The following is a 14,983-nucleotide window of genomic DNA, read 5'->3' as shown; positions in this document are numbered from 1 at the left end:
GAACCCGGCCAAGTACCTCACCGACCGCGAGCACCGGGCACACGGCCGTCCGCTGCCGTGGCAGGACCTGCGGGCGGCCTTCACCGAGCGGGGCTGGCTGGATCTGACCCACAACCGACGCGAGTTCGAAGTGGCCGGGCTGGTCGTGGCGGCGGCCGGAGTGGACGACCCCCACCTCGGACGGGACCGCTACGCCACCATCGCCGGCCCGCCCAGCGCGGCCGCCAACCTCAGTCTGGGAGTCACCCACGCCCCCTACACCAGGGTGCTGGACCGTTTCGCCGACGACGGCTATCAGCTGGTGATGGCCGGCCACACCCACGGCGGCCAGCTGTGCCTCCCGTTCTACGGCGCCCTGGTGACCAACTGCGACCTGGATCGCTCCCGCGCCAAGGGCGCGTCGAACTGGGGTGCCGAGACCGCACTGCACGTCTCGGCAGGTATCGGGACATCCCCGTTCGCCCCGATCCGGCTCTGCTGCCGGCCGGAGGCCACGCTGCTGACCCTGGTGGCCGCACCGACCGGCGGGCGTGACCACACCCGCACCGTGCTGCGCTCGACCCCCACCGTCTCCGCGCACTGATCGACGACGGCCCGCCGCGGACCCGGTCCGGCTGAGCGTTTGGCCTGACGGCTCGGCCGTGCGATAGGCTGGCCGGGCTTCACGCGGGGTGTGGCGCAGCTTGGTAGCGCGCTTCGTTCGGGACGAAGAGGTCGTGGGTTCGAATCCCGCCACCCCGACTGTGTGTTGTTGCAGGACGATCAGGCGGGCAAAGCCTGAGCGAGTTAACGTGAACCCACCCGCAATCGAACGACACGAACAAGGACTCCGATGACTCGCGCCGGTCGCCGCTGTCTTGGTGCCGTCGCCGCTGTCATCGGTACCGTTCCGATCGCTCTCGCACCCGTTCAGCCCACCCTGGGCCACTCGGCACACGCAGAACTGTTGAGCACCGCCATCGCCGTGGAACTCGCGTCAGCCATCGACCCGACAAGCCCGTGGATCGACACCGCCAGGACGTCGTTGCTCAACGTTCGCAAACTGGTCGATCTGTATCTGGAGCAACCCTTGCCCCTACTCACAACCATCTCCAGGAACTGGGTGACCTACATCAAGGAACTGCCCGACGTCGGTTTGATCGCCAGCCAGGTCGCGGGCAATATCCGGACTTTCCTGACGGCGCCGTGGTCTGCAGGGGATCTGAGCTATTCCTATCTCGTCTCCCTTCTGCCCATCACGACTCCGGTCCCCTTTCTCGGCTCCCTCAGCCAGCAGGATTTCTACAACTTGACGCCGATCTTCTGGGGTGGGGGTTACGACCGATACGCGCCGTTCGTCGACTTCACCGCGACTCCCGCGAGCGGCGTGGTCGCGGGAGTCCTGGGTCCGCTGGTCGCACCCCTGATCCAGATGACCGACAGCCTTACCCTCATCAAGGATTTCATCCGGGCGGGTGACGCCGCGAGCGCCCTGAAAGAACTCATCAATGTTCCGGCCAAGGTGACCAACGCCGTCCTCAACGGCGGAAAATATCTGGACCTGACAGGAGCTCTGGCAGCGCTGGGCGTCGATCTGGCCGACACCGGATTCAAACGCGTCGGCCTGAACTTGGGGGGCCTGCTCAGTGTGGTCCCGACCTGCGATGAGGGGGGTACCGCGTGCCCACCGCCCCCGGGCGCGCCCGGGAACCTCAGCGGCGGTGTGGCTTTCGACGGCGTGGCAGCCGAGGTTTCCAAAACAGGTCCCCCCTTCGGCACCTTTGATATGACCAGTCCAGGCCTCCCCGTCGGCGCCATCGGTTCGGTCATCGGCTTGAACCAGTTTCTCGCCGACCAGCTGCTGGTAACACCGCCGGCAGACGAACACGCCGTTTCACAGGCCGATGCCGTGCCGGCGGCAACCGACGCAGCACCCGTCGCGCCGGAGACGCCATCGTCGGCGGTCGTTGAAAACCCGGCCGCGATTGAGCCGCCTGCCACAACGCTCGACCGTGTCTCCGCTCCAGTCGAAGCGACTGCGGAGCAGCAGGTTTCGGCGCGCGCGCGGAGGGGTGCCGGTGCCATTTCAGCGCGTCCCCGGCCGCGCACGCCAGCCCGCTCGGATTCGAGGGTGGAACGTCACACGAAGCTGACCAGAGCACCACACAGTCAGACTGCGGCAATCCCCTAGACCGAGGGCTCCCGCCGCCGGAACAAGACAACCGCGAACACTCCGAGTCCGAGCACGAGCGCTCCGCCGGCGAGATAGCCCCACCCGGCGGCACCTCCGGTGGCGGCCGCCGAGGCGAGGATCGCCATGCCCACCGCGCCGCCGCCGAAACGCGCCACCATCGACAGTCCCGAGGATGTCGCCAGCAGCGACTCGGGCGTGGCGGAGAGCATGAGGCTGACGGCCACCGGGGTGATCAGGCCGCACCCGACTCCTGCCATTGTGAGGATGGCGCTGACCCACACCGCGCCCAGCGTCGACAGCCCGGTGAGCAAAACGAATGCGAGCCAGAGGACGGCCAGGCCGCTCAGGACCACCTTCGTCGGTCCGATGCGCGACGCCAGGTACGCCCCCGACTGAGCGCCGACCCAATAGAGCACGGCCCACGGGGCGAGTGCCAGTCCGGCCTGGACGGGTGTGAGGCCGAACGCCGTCCGCAGTTGAACCGAGCTGAGGAACTGCAGTCCGAGGAATCCGACATAGGACGCCGCGAGCGCGATCGCGGACGCACCGACCACCGGGATGCGAAGTACCGTCAGGTCGATCATGGGTGCGCGGGTACGCGTCTCATGCCGCGCGAACGCGGCCAGCACGCCGATACCGACGGCCAGCCCGGCCAGGATCACCGGGTTGGACCACCCGACATCGGGGACCTGAAGCAGCGCCGCCACCAGAGGGATGAGGGCGAGCGCGGACAACACCGCGCCCGGCAGGTCCAACGCAGGCGGATTGTTCGAGCGTGCAGCGGGCAGCGAAACACGACCCGCGACGAACGCTGCGAGTACCAACGGCACCAGGACGATGAAGATCCAGCGCCAGTTGGAGACGCTCATAATGGCCCCGCCGAGGATCGGGCCGACGGACAGACCGATACCGCTGGCGGCGGCCCATGTCGCCAGTGCGCGGACACGCTGCTCGCCGGGGAACATCTCACCGGTGAGTGCGACCGACGGGGCCGAAAGCCCGGCCGCTCCCACCCCCATGACGGTGCGGGCGGCGATCAGCGTCGCAGGGTCGGGGGCGACGCTAGCCAGAACGCAGCCCACCCCGAATACCGCCAGGCCGGTCAGGTAGACCCGGCGCTGCCCGAATCGGCCGCCCAGTCCGGCTCCCACGAGCATGAGGCCGGCCATCGCGACGTTGTAGCAGTCCGCAAGCCAGGAGAGCTGCACCTCATCGGCGCGGATGTCACGGCCGATGTCGGTGAGCACGATGTCGAGCATCGTCACATCCAGCGACAGGATGAACACGACGGTGACGATCACGAGCAGGCCGACGCGTGGTCCACGGATCACATCGCGATCGTGCCCTATGCGGCACACTCTGGACATGCGCACCGTCGTCATCTCCTGGCGCCCCTTCATGGCCCGGGTGCTCCTCGACTGGGTGCGGTCCCGCGGCGACGAACTCGTGCTCCTCGAGACCACCCAAGGCCGGCCGAGCGTCCGCGGAGACAACTGGAAACCGGTGTTGGACCTGCTCCCGTTCGAGGTACCAGGGGTGGTCGTGCGACACACCGCCCAGGCGGCGCCGCTGGTCGAGGCCCTCGAGCCCGACCTGATCGTGTCCTTCTCGTTTCCCCTACTCGTCGACGCGCGGACCATAGCGGCGGCCCGCGTCGCGGCGATCAACGTCCATGGGGGGCGACTGCCGGAGTACCGGGGCCCCAATCCGATGTGGGCGATCTACCGCGGCGAGCCAGAGATAGACGTCACGGTTCACCGCCTCGCCTCGGAGTTCGACACCGGTGACGTCCTGGCGGTGACGACGGTGCCGCTCGAGGAGACGCCGACACCCGAGGGGGTGTTCGATCTGTGGTCGTCCTCGGTCGGCCCGACACTGGACGCGGCGGTGGCACGCGTGCAGTCCGGTGAGTCCGGTTGGCCGCAGCCCGCCGGCGATGTGGAGATCCTGCCGGTCTTCGGGCCAGCACACGGCGAGCTGGACTGGGATGAGACGACGCGCACGCTGATGTGCCGCTGGACCGCATGCACCGTGGGCGGGGTTGCGGTGACCGTGCCCCTGGAGGGATCCCGGCGTACCTTGCGCGGCCTGCGCGTCGTCGAGGACGCGGTCACGACCGAGTCGCCGGGGACTGTCCTGTCCTCGCTGGGCCGCGATCACATCGTCGCCGCCCGGGACGGCCTCGTGCTGGCCGAAGTCGACTAGGTGACGCCCGGTCGGCCACGCATGATCGTCGCCTCCGCAGCGAGGAATACCGCCAGCGACACCGCGACCGCGGCGATGACGGCCGGGTAGCGACTCGCCAGGTCGGAGGTCTGGCGGAGCAGGATGCCGAGGTAGGCCCAGATGAGCACCAGTCCGTAGGCCACGTCGCGGTTGTGCAGCATGGTCACCGTGCCGATGGCCATCGCGACGAGAATCATGATCGCCGCCCAGGTGGACTCGGGGATGCCGAAACCGTCCCAGCGCCAATAGACAAGCAGCACAGTGATATTGGCGACCACTGCGACTGTCGACCATCCGAAGTACACGCTGAAGGGCACGCCGATGAACCAGCGCCGCCGCCCGGTCGGATGCGCCTTGCGCACGGTGGTGACGATCAGCGCGAGACAGATCAGGATGGCCACCAGCAGAACCGCCGAGAGCGGGATCAGGCCGTAATGCCAGGTGAAGATCCAGGCGGTGTTGATCACCGACGACAGCGAGAACAGCAGCCCGACGCGGTTGAGCAGGGCGGTATCGGCAGCGGTGTCGGGCCGGTCTCGGAACAATCCGAGTTGGTAGAGCACGTGCCCACCGAGAAGCAGGTAGATGACACCCCACACGGAGAACGTCACCCCTGCCGGGGTGAACAGGCTCGGGTAGGCGTCGGAGACGTCGCCGGTTCGCCGGCCGTTGAGTGGCAGGGCGTTGGCCGCGCCGTTGGTGGCGATCATCACCAGATAGGTCAGGGCCACCGCGATCTTGATCGGGGTCCGACCCCGGGCCGGGTTCACCGCGCCACCCCGGGATCAGACCGCGCCGGCCGCGTGGCGGCCGGCGGTGCGCCCGGAGAACAGGCAGTTGCCGAGGAAGGTCCCCTCCAGTGCGTTGTAGCCGTGTACGCCGCCCCCGCCGAACCCGGCGACCTCGCCGGCCGCGTACAGTCCGCCGATCGGATTCCCGCCGGCGTCCAGGGCGCGCGAGGACAGGTCGGTCTGTATGCCGCCCAATGTCTTTCGGGTCAGCACGTGCAGTTTCACCCCGATCAGAGGGCCGGCGTCCGGATCCAGGATGCGATGCGGCGCAGCGGTGCGACCGATCCGGTCGCCGAGATAGCGCCGGGAGTTGCGGATTCCCTGGGCCTGGGCGTCTTTGGCGAACGGGTTGGCCATCTGCCGGTCCCGTGCCTCGATCTGGATACGGATCGCCTGCGGGTCCAGCAGCGGCTCGTCGGTGAGTTTGTTCATCATCGCGACGAGTTCCTCGATGGTGTCGGCGACGACGAAGTCCGCGCCGTGGGACTTGAACGCCTCGATCGGAGCGGGCGCGCCCTTGCCGACCAGCCGTTCCCGCAGCATCCCGGCCTTGTCGTGGTTGGTGATGTCGGGATTCTGCTCCGAACCCGACAGCGCGAACTCCTTCTCGATGATCTTCTGAGTCAGGATGAACCAGCTGTGGTCATAGCGGGCGATCTCCGGATCGGTGCGCAGGTGGCGCAGCGTTCCCAGGGTGTCGTAGCCGGGAAGGAACGGCGCGGGCAGCCGGCGGCCCAGGGCGTCGAACCACATCGACGACGGTCCCGGCAGGATCCGGATTCCGTGTTTGGGCCAGATCGGATCCCAGTTCTGGATGCCCTCGGTGTAGTGCCACATCCGGTCCCGGTTGACCAGCCGCACCCCGGCGTCGGCGGCGATGTCGAGCATCCGTCCGTCCACGTAGGCCGGCACCCCGGTGATCATCGACCCCGGCGGTGTGCCCATCCGCTCGGGCCAGTTGCGGCGCACGATGTCGTGGTTGCCGCCGATCCCGCCAGTGGTCAGGATCACGGCCTGGGCGCCCAACTCGAACTCCCCCACCCGGTCGCGGTTGGACGGGGCGCCGCGCGGCGCGTCATCGGGGGCCAGCACCGTCCCGCGAACCCCGGTGACCGTGCCGCCGGTGAGCACCAACTCGTCGACGCGGTGACGGTGATGGAAGGTCAGCAGCCCGCGGGTGGCCGCCTCCAGCGCGTAGTTGACGAACGGCTCGACGATGCCGGTCCCGGTGCCCCAGGCGACGTGGAAGCGGGGCACCGAGTTGCCGTGTCCGTCGGAGCGCAGGTCTCCGCGCTCGGCCCAGCCGACCGTCGGCAGGAACGTGATGCCGTGGCCGGTCACCCACGATCGCTTCTCCCCCGCCGCGAACTCGACATAGGCGCGGGCCCATTTGACCGCCCAGGCGTCTTCGTCGTCGAGGCGGTCGAAGGCAGCGCTGCCGCGCCAGTCACTCCAGGCCAGTTCGAAGGAGTCCTTGACCCCCATCCTGCGCTGCTCGGGCGAGTCGACCAGGAAAAGGCCGCCGAACGACCAGAACGCCTGCCCGCCGAGGTTTGCCGGATTCTCCTGGTCGACCAGGGCGACTCTCTTGCCGCGGCTGGTCAGTTCGTGCGCGGCGACGATGCCGGCCAGACCGGCGCCTACGACGATGACGTCCGCATCCATGAAAACCTCCCGTGGGGTTAGAGCCGCTCCTTGACCGCCGCCGACAGCCGGGCACCATCGGCCTTGCCCCCGGCGATCGCGGTGGCGGCCTTCATCACCTGGCCCATCTGCCTGACCGACGGCCGCTCGCCGATCTCCTCGGCCACCTGGGCGATGGCCGTGTCGACCACGTCGGCCACCTCGGCGTCGGTCAGCGGGGTGGGCAGGTACTCGTCGATGATCCGCCCCTCGGCGTGCTCCTCGGCGGCCAGCTCCCCGCGCCCGTTCTGGGTGTAGATCTCGGCGGCCTCGGTGCGCTTGCGCGACTCGCGGGCCAGGACCTTGAGAATCTCGTCGTCGGTGAGCTCTTTGGCCTGCTTACCCGAGACCTCTTCGGTCTGGATCGCGGCGAGCATCATCCGCAGCGTCGCGGTGCGCAATTTGTCCTGGCTCTTCATCGCCTCGGTGAGGTCGGACCTCAGCCGCTCCTTCAATTCCGCCATGTCGCCTAACGCTACGCGGCGCAGCACGCGGCCCGGCCACGGGTTTGAGAAAAGCCCGGCGGCTAGACAGGATGGGACCATGAGCGACGACCGCCGCCGGTCGGTCCGGTGACTGGACCGCCTCTCGGGCCGCCACCAGGCTGGCCTGGTCGGACGCCGTACCGGGGGCAGGGATATCCACCACCGCCGGCCGGGTATCCGGCGGGCGGCTACCCGCCGCCCGGGTACGGCTATCCCGGCTATCCCGGCTATCCCGGCTATCCGGCGGCAGCCGCGTGGAAGCCCGGCGTGATTCCCCTTCGCCCACTGTCGCTGAGTGACATCTTCAACGGCGCTGTCGGCTACATACGTGCCTACCCGAAGCCGACCCTGGGCCTGACGACCGCGGTTGTGCTGATCACCAGCGTCATCGGCTTCTTCGCCGGGCTGGCCGCCGGCCGGGTCAGCGGCGACGCCGCCTCCGCGGCCGGGCTGGTGACCGCCGCGACGACGACCGTCCTGGCCAACACCCTGTTGTCGGGGATGCTCACGGCGATCGTCGCTCGCGCCGTACGGGGACTGCCCATCACCGTCGGCGAGGCCTGGCAGCGGGTCCGCGACCGGATCGGCGCGCTGATCGGATTGACTCTGCTGGAACTAGCGGCGATGGCGACGCTCGGTTTCGCCCTCGTTCTCGTCGTCATCGGGCTCACCGGCGGTGCCGGCGCCGCGGTAGCCGTCCTGCTCGGCATTCCCCTGGCGTTGGGGCTGCTCGGCGGCGTTGCCTATCTCTACGCCAGCCTGGCGCTCGCCCCGTCGGCGATCGTGCTGGAACGCAAGAGCGTGCCGGACGCGATTCGACGCTCGTTCGAGTTGAGCCGCCCGCGATTCTGGCGCATCTTCGGCATCCTGCTGCTCGCCGGCCTAGTCTCCACCCTGGTCAGCGGAGCGTTGTCGGTTCCGTTCGACGTCCTCGGAGGCGTGATGAGCATCGGATCCGGGGCGAACCCGGGCATCTCGGCAACCGCCGCCGCCGCGATGGGCCAGGCGATCGGCCAGATCCTCACCGCGCCGTTCGTCGCCGGGGTGGTGACCTTGCTCTATGTCGACTCCCGAATTCGTTCGGAGGCATTCGACTTCGCATTGATCGGCGCTGCCCCGAACGACGACTCCGTGTGGCTTCGTTGAGAAGATCGGGCTAGCCGGTGCCCGCCGTCGACGTCGACCGGGAGACGGCCCATGCGGCCGCGGCCCGGGAACTCGCCAAGTCGGTCTACCCGAAGCCTTCGGTGAGCGACCGGATCGTCGCCTGGCTGCGGGACCTGCTGGACAAATTGTTGCAGGCCGCGGCGGCTCTACCCGGCGGATGGCTGACCGTCGTCGTTCTCGGATTGCTTGTCGCTGCGCTTGCCCTGGCCGCGGTGTCCGTCGCCCGGCGCACCATGGGCGGGCGCGGCGTCGAGCGGCTTTACGGCGGAAGAACCCTCAGCGCAGCCGATCACCGGACACGCGCGCAGCAGTCGGCCGCCCAGGGCGACTGGGGCGCAGCCATCCGGCAGCGCGTGCGGGCGATCGGCCGCCAACTCGAGCAGGACGGCGTCCTGAACTCGATGCCAGGTCGCACCGCCGGTGAGATGGCCCGGGACGCTGGAGCGGCATTGCCCCCCATAGCCGGCGAACTCGTCTCGGCGGCAACTGTTTTCAATGACGTGACCTACGGTGGGCAGCCGGGGACGGCGTCCGAGTACCGGCTGGTCAGCGAACTCGATGAGCGGTTGTGCCGCCAACGGGTGAAATCGTGACCGGGCTGCGGGGGCGGACTGGCCGCTGGATCGCGCTGGCGCTGGCGGCGATGGCCGTGCTCGCGATCGTCAGCGCCTGGCTCACCGCCCCCCGCTGGGGGGGCCGGTTGGACCCCGAGGCCACTTCACCGCTCGGCGGCCACGCGCTGATCGCACTGCTGCGTGACCGCGGCGTCGAGGTGGTGGTCGCGGGAACGGTGGAGGACGTGGAGAGCGCGGCACGCCCGGACACCCTGGTTCTGATGGCGGAAACCGCCAATACCCGCGGCGAGGAACTGCTGAAGCGGCTTGCCGCGGTGCCGGGTGACCATCTGGTCGTGGAACCCACCGTCTACAGCCGGGGGATCCTCGCACCGGAAATCCGGCTGAGATCCGGCGGGGTGCCCGCCGGCGATCCGGACTGCGAACTGCGCGAGGCCCTCCGGGCGGGGTCGGTGGCTTTCGACCCGGCCGACACCTACGAGCACGCCGGAGACGTCCCGGTCACCCGCTGCTACGGCGGAGCGGTGGTCCGCTACACCGCCGGCGAGCGCACGGTCACGGTGGTGGGCAGCGCCGACTTCATGACCAACGGCGGACTGCTCGAGGGAGGCGGTGCTGCCCTGGCGATGAATCTGGCCGGCCAACGGTCCCGCCTGATCTGGTACGCGCCGCAAACCGTTCAGGGCGACATCACCGCCGACAAGGCGGTCGGTGAACTTATTCCCGAGCAGCTCAGCTGGGTCGTGGTCCAGCTGTGTCTGGTGGTGGTGCTGCTGGCCCTATGGCAGGGCCGGCGGCTCGGACCGCTTGTCGCCGAACGGATCCCGGTGGTGGTGCGGGCATCGGAGACGGTCGAGGGCAGGGCCCGGCTGTACCGCTCCCGGCGCGCCAGGGATCAGGCTGCCGCGGCGTTGCGGACCGCGGCCCGGCAGCGGCTGATCTCCCGGATCAGCCTGGGTGCCGGCGCCTCCGAAGCCGCCGTCGTCGCCGCGGTGGCCTGGCGGTGCGGGCTCGACGAGGCCCGCGCGCACCGAATCCTGTTCGGCCCGGCCCCCGCTACCGACACCGAGCTGCTGCAACTGTCGCAGGCTCTCGACGACATCGAAAGGCAGGTCAGCCAATCGTGACCAGGTCCTCATCGGCGCACCACGAACACGACGGCGCGCGCGCCGCACTGCTGGCGGTGCGCAACGAGATCGGCAAGGCCGTTGTCGGCCAGGATGCGGTTGTCAGCGGCCTGGTGATCGCCCTGCTGTGCCGCGGCCACGTCCTTCTCGAAGGCGTCCCGGGCGTCGCCAAGACCCTGCTGGTGCGGGCGCTGGCGGCTGCTCTTGCACTGGAGTTCAAGCGGGTGCAGTTCACCCCGGACCTGATGCCGGGCGACGTCACCGGATCCCTGGTCTACGACGCCCGCACGGCGGCGTTCACCTTCCGGGAGGGTCCGGTGTTCACCAACCTGATGCTCGCCGACGAGATCAACCGCACGCCGCCGAAGACCCAGGCGGCGCTGCTCGAGGCGATGGAGGAGCGGCAGGTCAGCGTCGACGGCGAGCCCCGGACGCTGCCCGACCCGTTCATCGTCGCGGCCACTCAGAATCCCATCGAGTACGAAGGCACCTACCAGTTGCCCGAGGCCCAACTGGACCGGTTCCTGATGAAGCTGAACGTTCCGCTGCCGGCCCGCGATCAGGAGATCGCGATTCTCGGTCGCCATGCCCGGGGGTTCGATCCGCGTGATCTCTCCGCCATCCGGCCAGTGGCCGGACCCGCCGAGCTGGCGGCCGGGCGCATGGCGGTCAGTCGCGTGCTCGTCGCCGACGAGGTGCTGGCCTACATCGTCGACATCGCCTCGGCGACAAGGAATTCCCCGTCCCTGCAACTCGGGGTCTCACCGCGCGGCGCGACCGCGCTGCTGGCCACCGCCCGGGCCTGGGCCTGGCTGAGCGGGCGCGGGTACGTGACACCCGACGACGTCAAGGCGATGGCCCGGCCGACCCTGCGGCACCGGGTCGCGCTGCGTCCGGAGGCCGAGCTGGAGGGCGCGACCCCCGACGGCATTCTCGACGGCATCCTGTCCTCGGTGGCGGTGCCCCGCTAGTGGTCCTCACCGGGCGCGCCGCGGCGTTCGCGCTGACCGCGGTCCTACCCATCGCCGTAGCCCCCTGGCCTGCAACGGTTTTCGCTTTCTGTGCTGTCGTGTTGATGATCGCGGTCGTCGTCGACGTTGCCCTCGCCGCCCGACCGGTCAGCCTGCGGTTCTCCCGCTTCGGTCCGGCCTCGGTGCGACTGGGCGAAGGCGTCGATACGGCGCTGGCGGTGAGCAACGACGGGCCCCGCCGGATCCGGGGCACGATGCGCGACGCGTGGCCGCCGAGTACGGCCGGACAACCGCGCAGCCAGCAGCTCGACCTGCCGGGCGGCACCAGTACGACGCTGGTCACCCGGTTGCGGCCGCTGCGACGGGGCGATCAGCACGCCGCTGCCGTCACGGTGCGATCGATCGGTCCCCTGGGTCTGGCCGGACGGCAGTCATCGTCCCGGGTGCCCGGGACGGTGCGGGTACTGCCGCCGTTTCTGTCCCGCAAGCATCTGCCGTCCAGGCTGGCGCGGCTGCGCGAGATCGACGGGCTGCTGCCGGTTCTGGTCCGGGGCCAGGGTACCGAGTTCGACTCGCTGCGCGAGTACGTCGTCGGCGACGATGTCCGATCCATCGACTGGCGGGCCACCGCACGGCGCTCCGACGTGGTCGTGCGCACGTGGCGTCCGGAACGTGACCGCCGAGTGGTGATCGTGGTCGACACCGGACGCACCTCAGCCGGGCGTGTCGGCGTCGACCCGACCGCCGGCGATCCCAGCGGCTGGCCGCGGCTGGACTGGTCGCTGGACGCCGCGTTGCTGCTGGCCGCGCTGGCGTCCCGGGCCGGAGATCACGTCGACTTCCTGGCGCACGACCGGGCGACCCGCGCCGCGGTGTTCGGTGCCGTCCGCACCGGCCTGCTGGCTGCGCTGGTCGAGGCGATGGCGCCGCTGGAGCCCGCGCTGGTCGAGTCCGACGCGCAGGCGATGGTGGCCGCGATCCTACGCCGGGTCCGGCGGCGGGCGCTGGTGGTGCTGCTGACAGATCTCAACTCCTCCGCGCTGGAGGAGGGACTCCTGCCGATACTGCCGCAACTCACCGCACGGCATCAGGTGCTCGTCGCCGCCGTGGCGGATCCCAGGATCACCGAACTGGCCGCCGGGCGGGCCGATGCCGCGCAGGTGTACGACGCGGCCGCCGCCGAGCGGGCCCGCAACGACCGGCGCTCCGTCGCCGCACGCCTGCGGTCGAGTGGGGTGGAGGTGGTGGACGCCGGCCCGGACGAGCTGGCCCCGGCCCTGGCCGACCGGTATCTGGCCATGAAAGCCGGAGCCCGGCTCTAGCCTCGCCGCGAATCCTCAGGCGGTGGGGAGCAGGTCGGGAGCATCGGCCATGTCGCCGGTCTCCCCGGCCCGGACGGCCCGTCGGCCGAAGTGAATCACGTAACCCAGGAACAGGATCTCGACCAGCACACCGATGCCGACGCGCACGACGGTCGGCAGCGGCGACGGAGTGACCACAGCCTCGATCAGCCCGCAGACGAGCAGGACCACCACCAGACCTATCGCCACCGACACCACGGCCCGGCCCTGCTCCGCCAGCGCCTGCGCACGGGGACGGTCCCCCGGCGCGATCACCGTCCAGCCCAGCCGCATACCGGCAGCCCCGGCAAGAAAGACCGCCGTCAGCTCCAGCAGACCGTGCGGGGTCAGCAGACCGAACAGGATGTCGAGCTTGCCCGCGTGGGCCATCAGTCCCGCGGTCAGACCGAGGTTGGCGGCGTTCTGAAACAACACCCACGGAATCGGGATGCCCAGCAGTACGGCGAAGGCGATGCACTGCGCGGCGATCCACGCGTTGTTGGTCCAGACCCTCAGCGCGAACGAGGCGGCCGGGTTCTCGCTGTAGTACGAGGCGAAGTCGTGGTTGACCAACTGATCGAGTTCGACCGGGGTGCCCAGCGCCGAGCGCACATCCGGACTGCCGGCCACCCAGAGCGCGATCAGGAACGCCACCCCGAAGAACACCGCGGCAGTGACCAGCCACCACCGCCAGGCCCGGTAGGCGACGACCGGGAAGGAGACGGTCCAGAACCGGATGAACTCGCTGCGCAGTGGGGCGTGCGCACCGGTGACCGCTGAGCGCGCGCGGGCGACCAGCGCCGACAGTCGCGCCACCAGGACCGAGTCGGTCGACGCCGAACGGGCCATCGACAGATGGGTGGATACCCGCTGATAGAGATCGACGAGTTCGTCGACCTCCGCTCCGGTCAGCCGTCGGCGGCGCTTGACCAGATGGTCGAGCCGTTTCCAGCTCGCCTGGTGGGCGAGCACGAAAGCGTCGGCGTCCACGCCGACCATCGTAGAGAAAAGCGGCTACACGCCCGGACGCAGCGCCGGCGCCAGGGCGCTGAGCGGGATGCGCGGCTGCACGATTCCGCCGGTGATCGACCAGATGAAGTGCGCCGGAGTGAAGTCGATCGGGGTGTCCCGGGCCACCGGGTAGTCCGGCATGTAGAGGATCAGTTCGTCGGGGGTGAGTGCCCAGGCCTTGTAGCCGCCCGAGTACACCTTGTCCGGAGTCCAGCGGTCCGGGGTGAAGGGATAGGTGTTGGGTTCGTGCGGCGGGATTGCCTGGTCGAGGGCTGCCTGGATGTACGGCGCGCCCAGCGATGGGATCGCCCCGATGTCGACCAGGTCGGAGAGTTGCACCTGACGACCGGACGCCGAGTCGAAAGCGAATGTGCGGTAGGCGTTTTGGATGGCCGCGCCCTCGAAGCGCCCGGTGCTCTCGGAGTCGTAGGTCTCGTGGAACACCACCGTGTGGATGTTGCCGTGATGGAACACCTCGAAATTCGCGTCGCCCCGGCTGTTCTGGTACATGTTCAGGCCGGCCGAGCGCCAGTTACCCATCAGCGTGATCAGGTAGTTGCTGATCGCTCCGCCGATGACGGGGTTGTCGGCCTCGGCCGGGATGGCGATGTTGACCTCGCGGACGGCATTGCGGTTGGAGGGCACCGTCGCGTGGCAGTACTGACCGTTCCACTGTCCGCCCATCTGGTCGCACAGCGAAACGGCCGACGCCGCCGCGCTGGGCGCCGTGAGCACCGATGCCGCAGCGGCGATCACGGTCCCGGCGATGAAGCCCCTCCGCATTGGTGTCCCCTTACCTGGCTACGGGAGCTCGATTTTGCTCGCCAGCCAACGCCCCTCGACCTTGTCCAGGGTCATCTTCATCCGGCTGCGGTCGATCCGTGGGTCGGGAAGCTTCGTGTTGGTGACCGACTGGTCGACGAAGAGCAGGACCACCGCCTTGTCCTTACTCGCCGACTGCACCGCCGACTCCACCACCACGCCGTGCGCGGTGGCCTTGTTCTCGATCAGCAGCTGGCGCAGCTCGACGCTGGACTTGGAGTACATGTCCTTGAACTCACCGGTGGCGCCGTCGAGAACCTGTTTGAAGTTCTCGTCGACGTTGTTGGAGTCAACGCTGGTCAGTACCTGGGCGTAGGAGACCGCGGCGCGCTGGGCCTCCTCCCCGGCCTGGGTCAGCTGGTGCTGCCCCCATACCTTCCAGCCCAGGAAGCCCGCCCCCAGCAGCAGGGCCACCAGGGCGCCGACAAGGGCGGGGACGAGCCAGCCCGGTCCCGGCACCGCGACGGATCCGGCGGGCTCGTCCAGTTCGACCTCGGTGACCAGTTCCTCGACGGCACCCCCTTCCGCTGCCACGGTGTCGTCGGCGATCACGTCGGCCACGGTCTTGACGGCCTCGGCTCCTTCATCGGTCATGACTGGCATTGTCGTTCA

Annotated in this window: 15 protein-coding genes and 1 tRNA gene; 9 read left to right on the top strand and 7 right to left on the bottom strand. The window is 69.3% G+C overall.

From position 1 onward, the window contains the following. From ACKOQ4_RS07600 to ACKOQ4_RS07590, 3 genes are all read left to right on the top strand, one after another. The coding region (locus ACKOQ4_RS07600; RefSeq protein ID WP_526290439.1) for a metallophosphoesterase family protein at positions 1 to 583 on the top strand (583 nt) is incomplete at its 5' end. 84 nt (positions 584 to 667) lie between these two features. Beyond that, positions 668 to 741 (top strand) — tRNA-Pro (locus ACKOQ4_RS07595). A gap of 205 nt (positions 742 to 946) precedes the next feature. Beyond that, the gene (locus tag ACKOQ4_RS07590) at positions 947 to 2,170 is read left to right on the top strand and encodes a hypothetical protein (protein ID WP_526290437.1); all 1,224 of its coding nucleotides are present in this window, start codon (positions 947 to 949) and stop codon (positions 2,168 to 2,170) included. Here the strand turns inward: ACKOQ4_RS07590 and ACKOQ4_RS07585 are convergent. After that, positions 2,167 to 3,504, bottom strand: a complete 1,338-nt coding sequence (locus tag ACKOQ4_RS07585) for an MFS transporter (protein ID WP_526290435.1) — start codon at positions 3,502 to 3,504, stop codon at positions 2,167 to 2,169. The genes ACKOQ4_RS07590 and ACKOQ4_RS07585 overlap by 4 nt on opposite strands. A gap of 34 nt (positions 3,505 to 3,538) precedes the next feature. Here ACKOQ4_RS07585 and ACKOQ4_RS07580 point away from each other — a divergent pair, with 34 nt between their 5' ends. Then, complete coding sequence (locus tag ACKOQ4_RS07580; RefSeq protein ID WP_526290433.1) at positions 3,539 to 4,378, top strand: formyltransferase family protein; 840 nt, start codon at positions 3,539 to 3,541, stop codon at positions 4,376 to 4,378. Here the strand turns inward: ACKOQ4_RS07580 and ACKOQ4_RS07575 are convergent. Genes ACKOQ4_RS07575 through ACKOQ4_RS07565 form a run of 3 tightly spaced genes read right to left on the bottom strand, consistent with a single transcriptional unit; the run spans position 4,375 to position 7,337 of the window. Beyond that, positions 4,375 to 5,169 (bottom strand): TspO-related membrane protein, encoded by a 795-nt coding sequence (locus ACKOQ4_RS07575; RefSeq protein ID WP_526290431.1) that lies wholly within the window; start codon positions 5,167 to 5,169, stop codon positions 4,375 to 4,377. The two genes, ACKOQ4_RS07580 and ACKOQ4_RS07575, sit on opposite strands and share 4 nt — an antisense overlap. Before the next feature lie 15 nt (positions 5,170 to 5,184). Then, positions 5,185 to 6,855, bottom strand: coding sequence for an FAD-binding dehydrogenase (locus ACKOQ4_RS07570; RefSeq protein WP_526290429.1), 1,671 nt, complete (start codon positions 6,853 to 6,855; stop codon positions 5,185 to 5,187). Between the two features lie 17 nt (positions 6,856 to 6,872). Next, positions 6,873 to 7,337 (bottom strand): GatB/YqeY domain-containing protein, encoded by a 465-nt coding sequence (locus ACKOQ4_RS07565; RefSeq protein WP_526290427.1) that lies wholly within the window; start codon positions 7,335 to 7,337, stop codon positions 6,873 to 6,875. 288 nt (positions 7,338 to 7,625) lie between these two features. Between ACKOQ4_RS07565 and ACKOQ4_RS07560 the strand changes: the two genes are divergently transcribed. From ACKOQ4_RS07560 to ACKOQ4_RS07540, 5 genes are read left to right on the top strand one after another with little or no spacing between them, the layout of a single operon-like run. Continuing rightward, positions 7,626 to 8,504 carry a DUF7847 domain-containing protein gene (locus ACKOQ4_RS07560; protein ID WP_526290425.1) on the top strand — a complete coding sequence of 293 codons (879 nt, stop codon included), beginning with the start codon at positions 7,626 to 7,628 and terminating at the stop codon, positions 8,502 to 8,504. Positions 8,505 to 8,521: 17 nt separating this feature from the next. Continuing rightward, the gene (locus tag ACKOQ4_RS07555) at positions 8,522 to 9,118 is read left to right on the top strand and encodes a DUF4129 domain-containing protein (protein ID WP_526290423.1); all 597 of its coding nucleotides are present in this window, start codon (positions 8,522 to 8,524) and stop codon (positions 9,116 to 9,118) included. Between the two features lie 5 nt (positions 9,119 to 9,123). Further along, positions 9,124 to 10,227, top strand: a complete 1,104-nt coding sequence (locus tag ACKOQ4_RS07550) for a DUF4350 domain-containing protein (protein ID WP_526290447.1) — start codon at positions 9,124 to 9,126, stop codon at positions 10,225 to 10,227. Then, positions 10,224 to 11,198 (top strand): AAA family ATPase, encoded by a 975-nt coding sequence (locus tag ACKOQ4_RS07545; RefSeq protein ID WP_526290421.1) that lies wholly within the window; start codon positions 10,224 to 10,226, stop codon positions 11,196 to 11,198. Before ACKOQ4_RS07550 ends, ACKOQ4_RS07545 begins: the two co-directional genes overlap by 4 nt. Further along, positions 11,198 to 12,520 carry a DUF58 domain-containing protein gene (locus ACKOQ4_RS07540; protein ID WP_526290419.1) on the top strand — a complete coding sequence of 441 codons (1,323 nt, stop codon included), beginning with the start codon at positions 11,198 to 11,200 and terminating at the stop codon, positions 12,518 to 12,520. Before ACKOQ4_RS07545 ends, ACKOQ4_RS07540 begins: the two co-directional genes overlap by 1 nt. 15 nt (positions 12,521 to 12,535) lie before the next feature. Here the strand turns inward: ACKOQ4_RS07540 and ACKOQ4_RS07535 are convergent, their stop codons facing one another. Genes ACKOQ4_RS07535 through ACKOQ4_RS07525 form a run of 3 tightly spaced genes read right to left on the bottom strand, consistent with a single transcriptional unit; the run spans position 12,536 to position 14,974 of the window. Beyond that, positions 12,536 to 13,528, bottom strand: a complete 993-nt coding sequence (locus tag ACKOQ4_RS07535; protein ID WP_526290417.1) for a stage II sporulation protein M — start codon at positions 13,526 to 13,528, stop codon at positions 12,536 to 12,538. 24 nt (positions 13,529 to 13,552) lie between these two features. Next, the gene (locus ACKOQ4_RS07530) at positions 13,553 to 14,332 is read right to left on the bottom strand and encodes a DUF3298 domain-containing protein (RefSeq protein WP_526290415.1); all 780 of its coding nucleotides are present in this window, start codon (positions 14,330 to 14,332) and stop codon (positions 13,553 to 13,555) included. Positions 14,333 to 14,350: 18 nt separating this feature from the next. Continuing rightward, on the bottom strand, positions 14,351 to 14,974 hold the full coding sequence (locus ACKOQ4_RS07525) for an Rv1363c family protein (protein WP_526290413.1): 624 nt from the start codon (positions 14,972 to 14,974) through the stop codon (positions 14,351 to 14,353). Positions 14,975 to 14,983: the final 9 nt, after the last annotated feature.

This window comes from Mycobacterium sp. (assembly GCF_046095365.1).
Lineage (GTDB): Bacteria > Actinomycetota > Actinomycetes > Mycobacteriales > Mycobacteriaceae > Mycobacterium.
The sequence above is the reverse complement of the archived record's forward strand: the minus strand, read 5'-3'. Positions and strand labels throughout refer to the sequence as shown.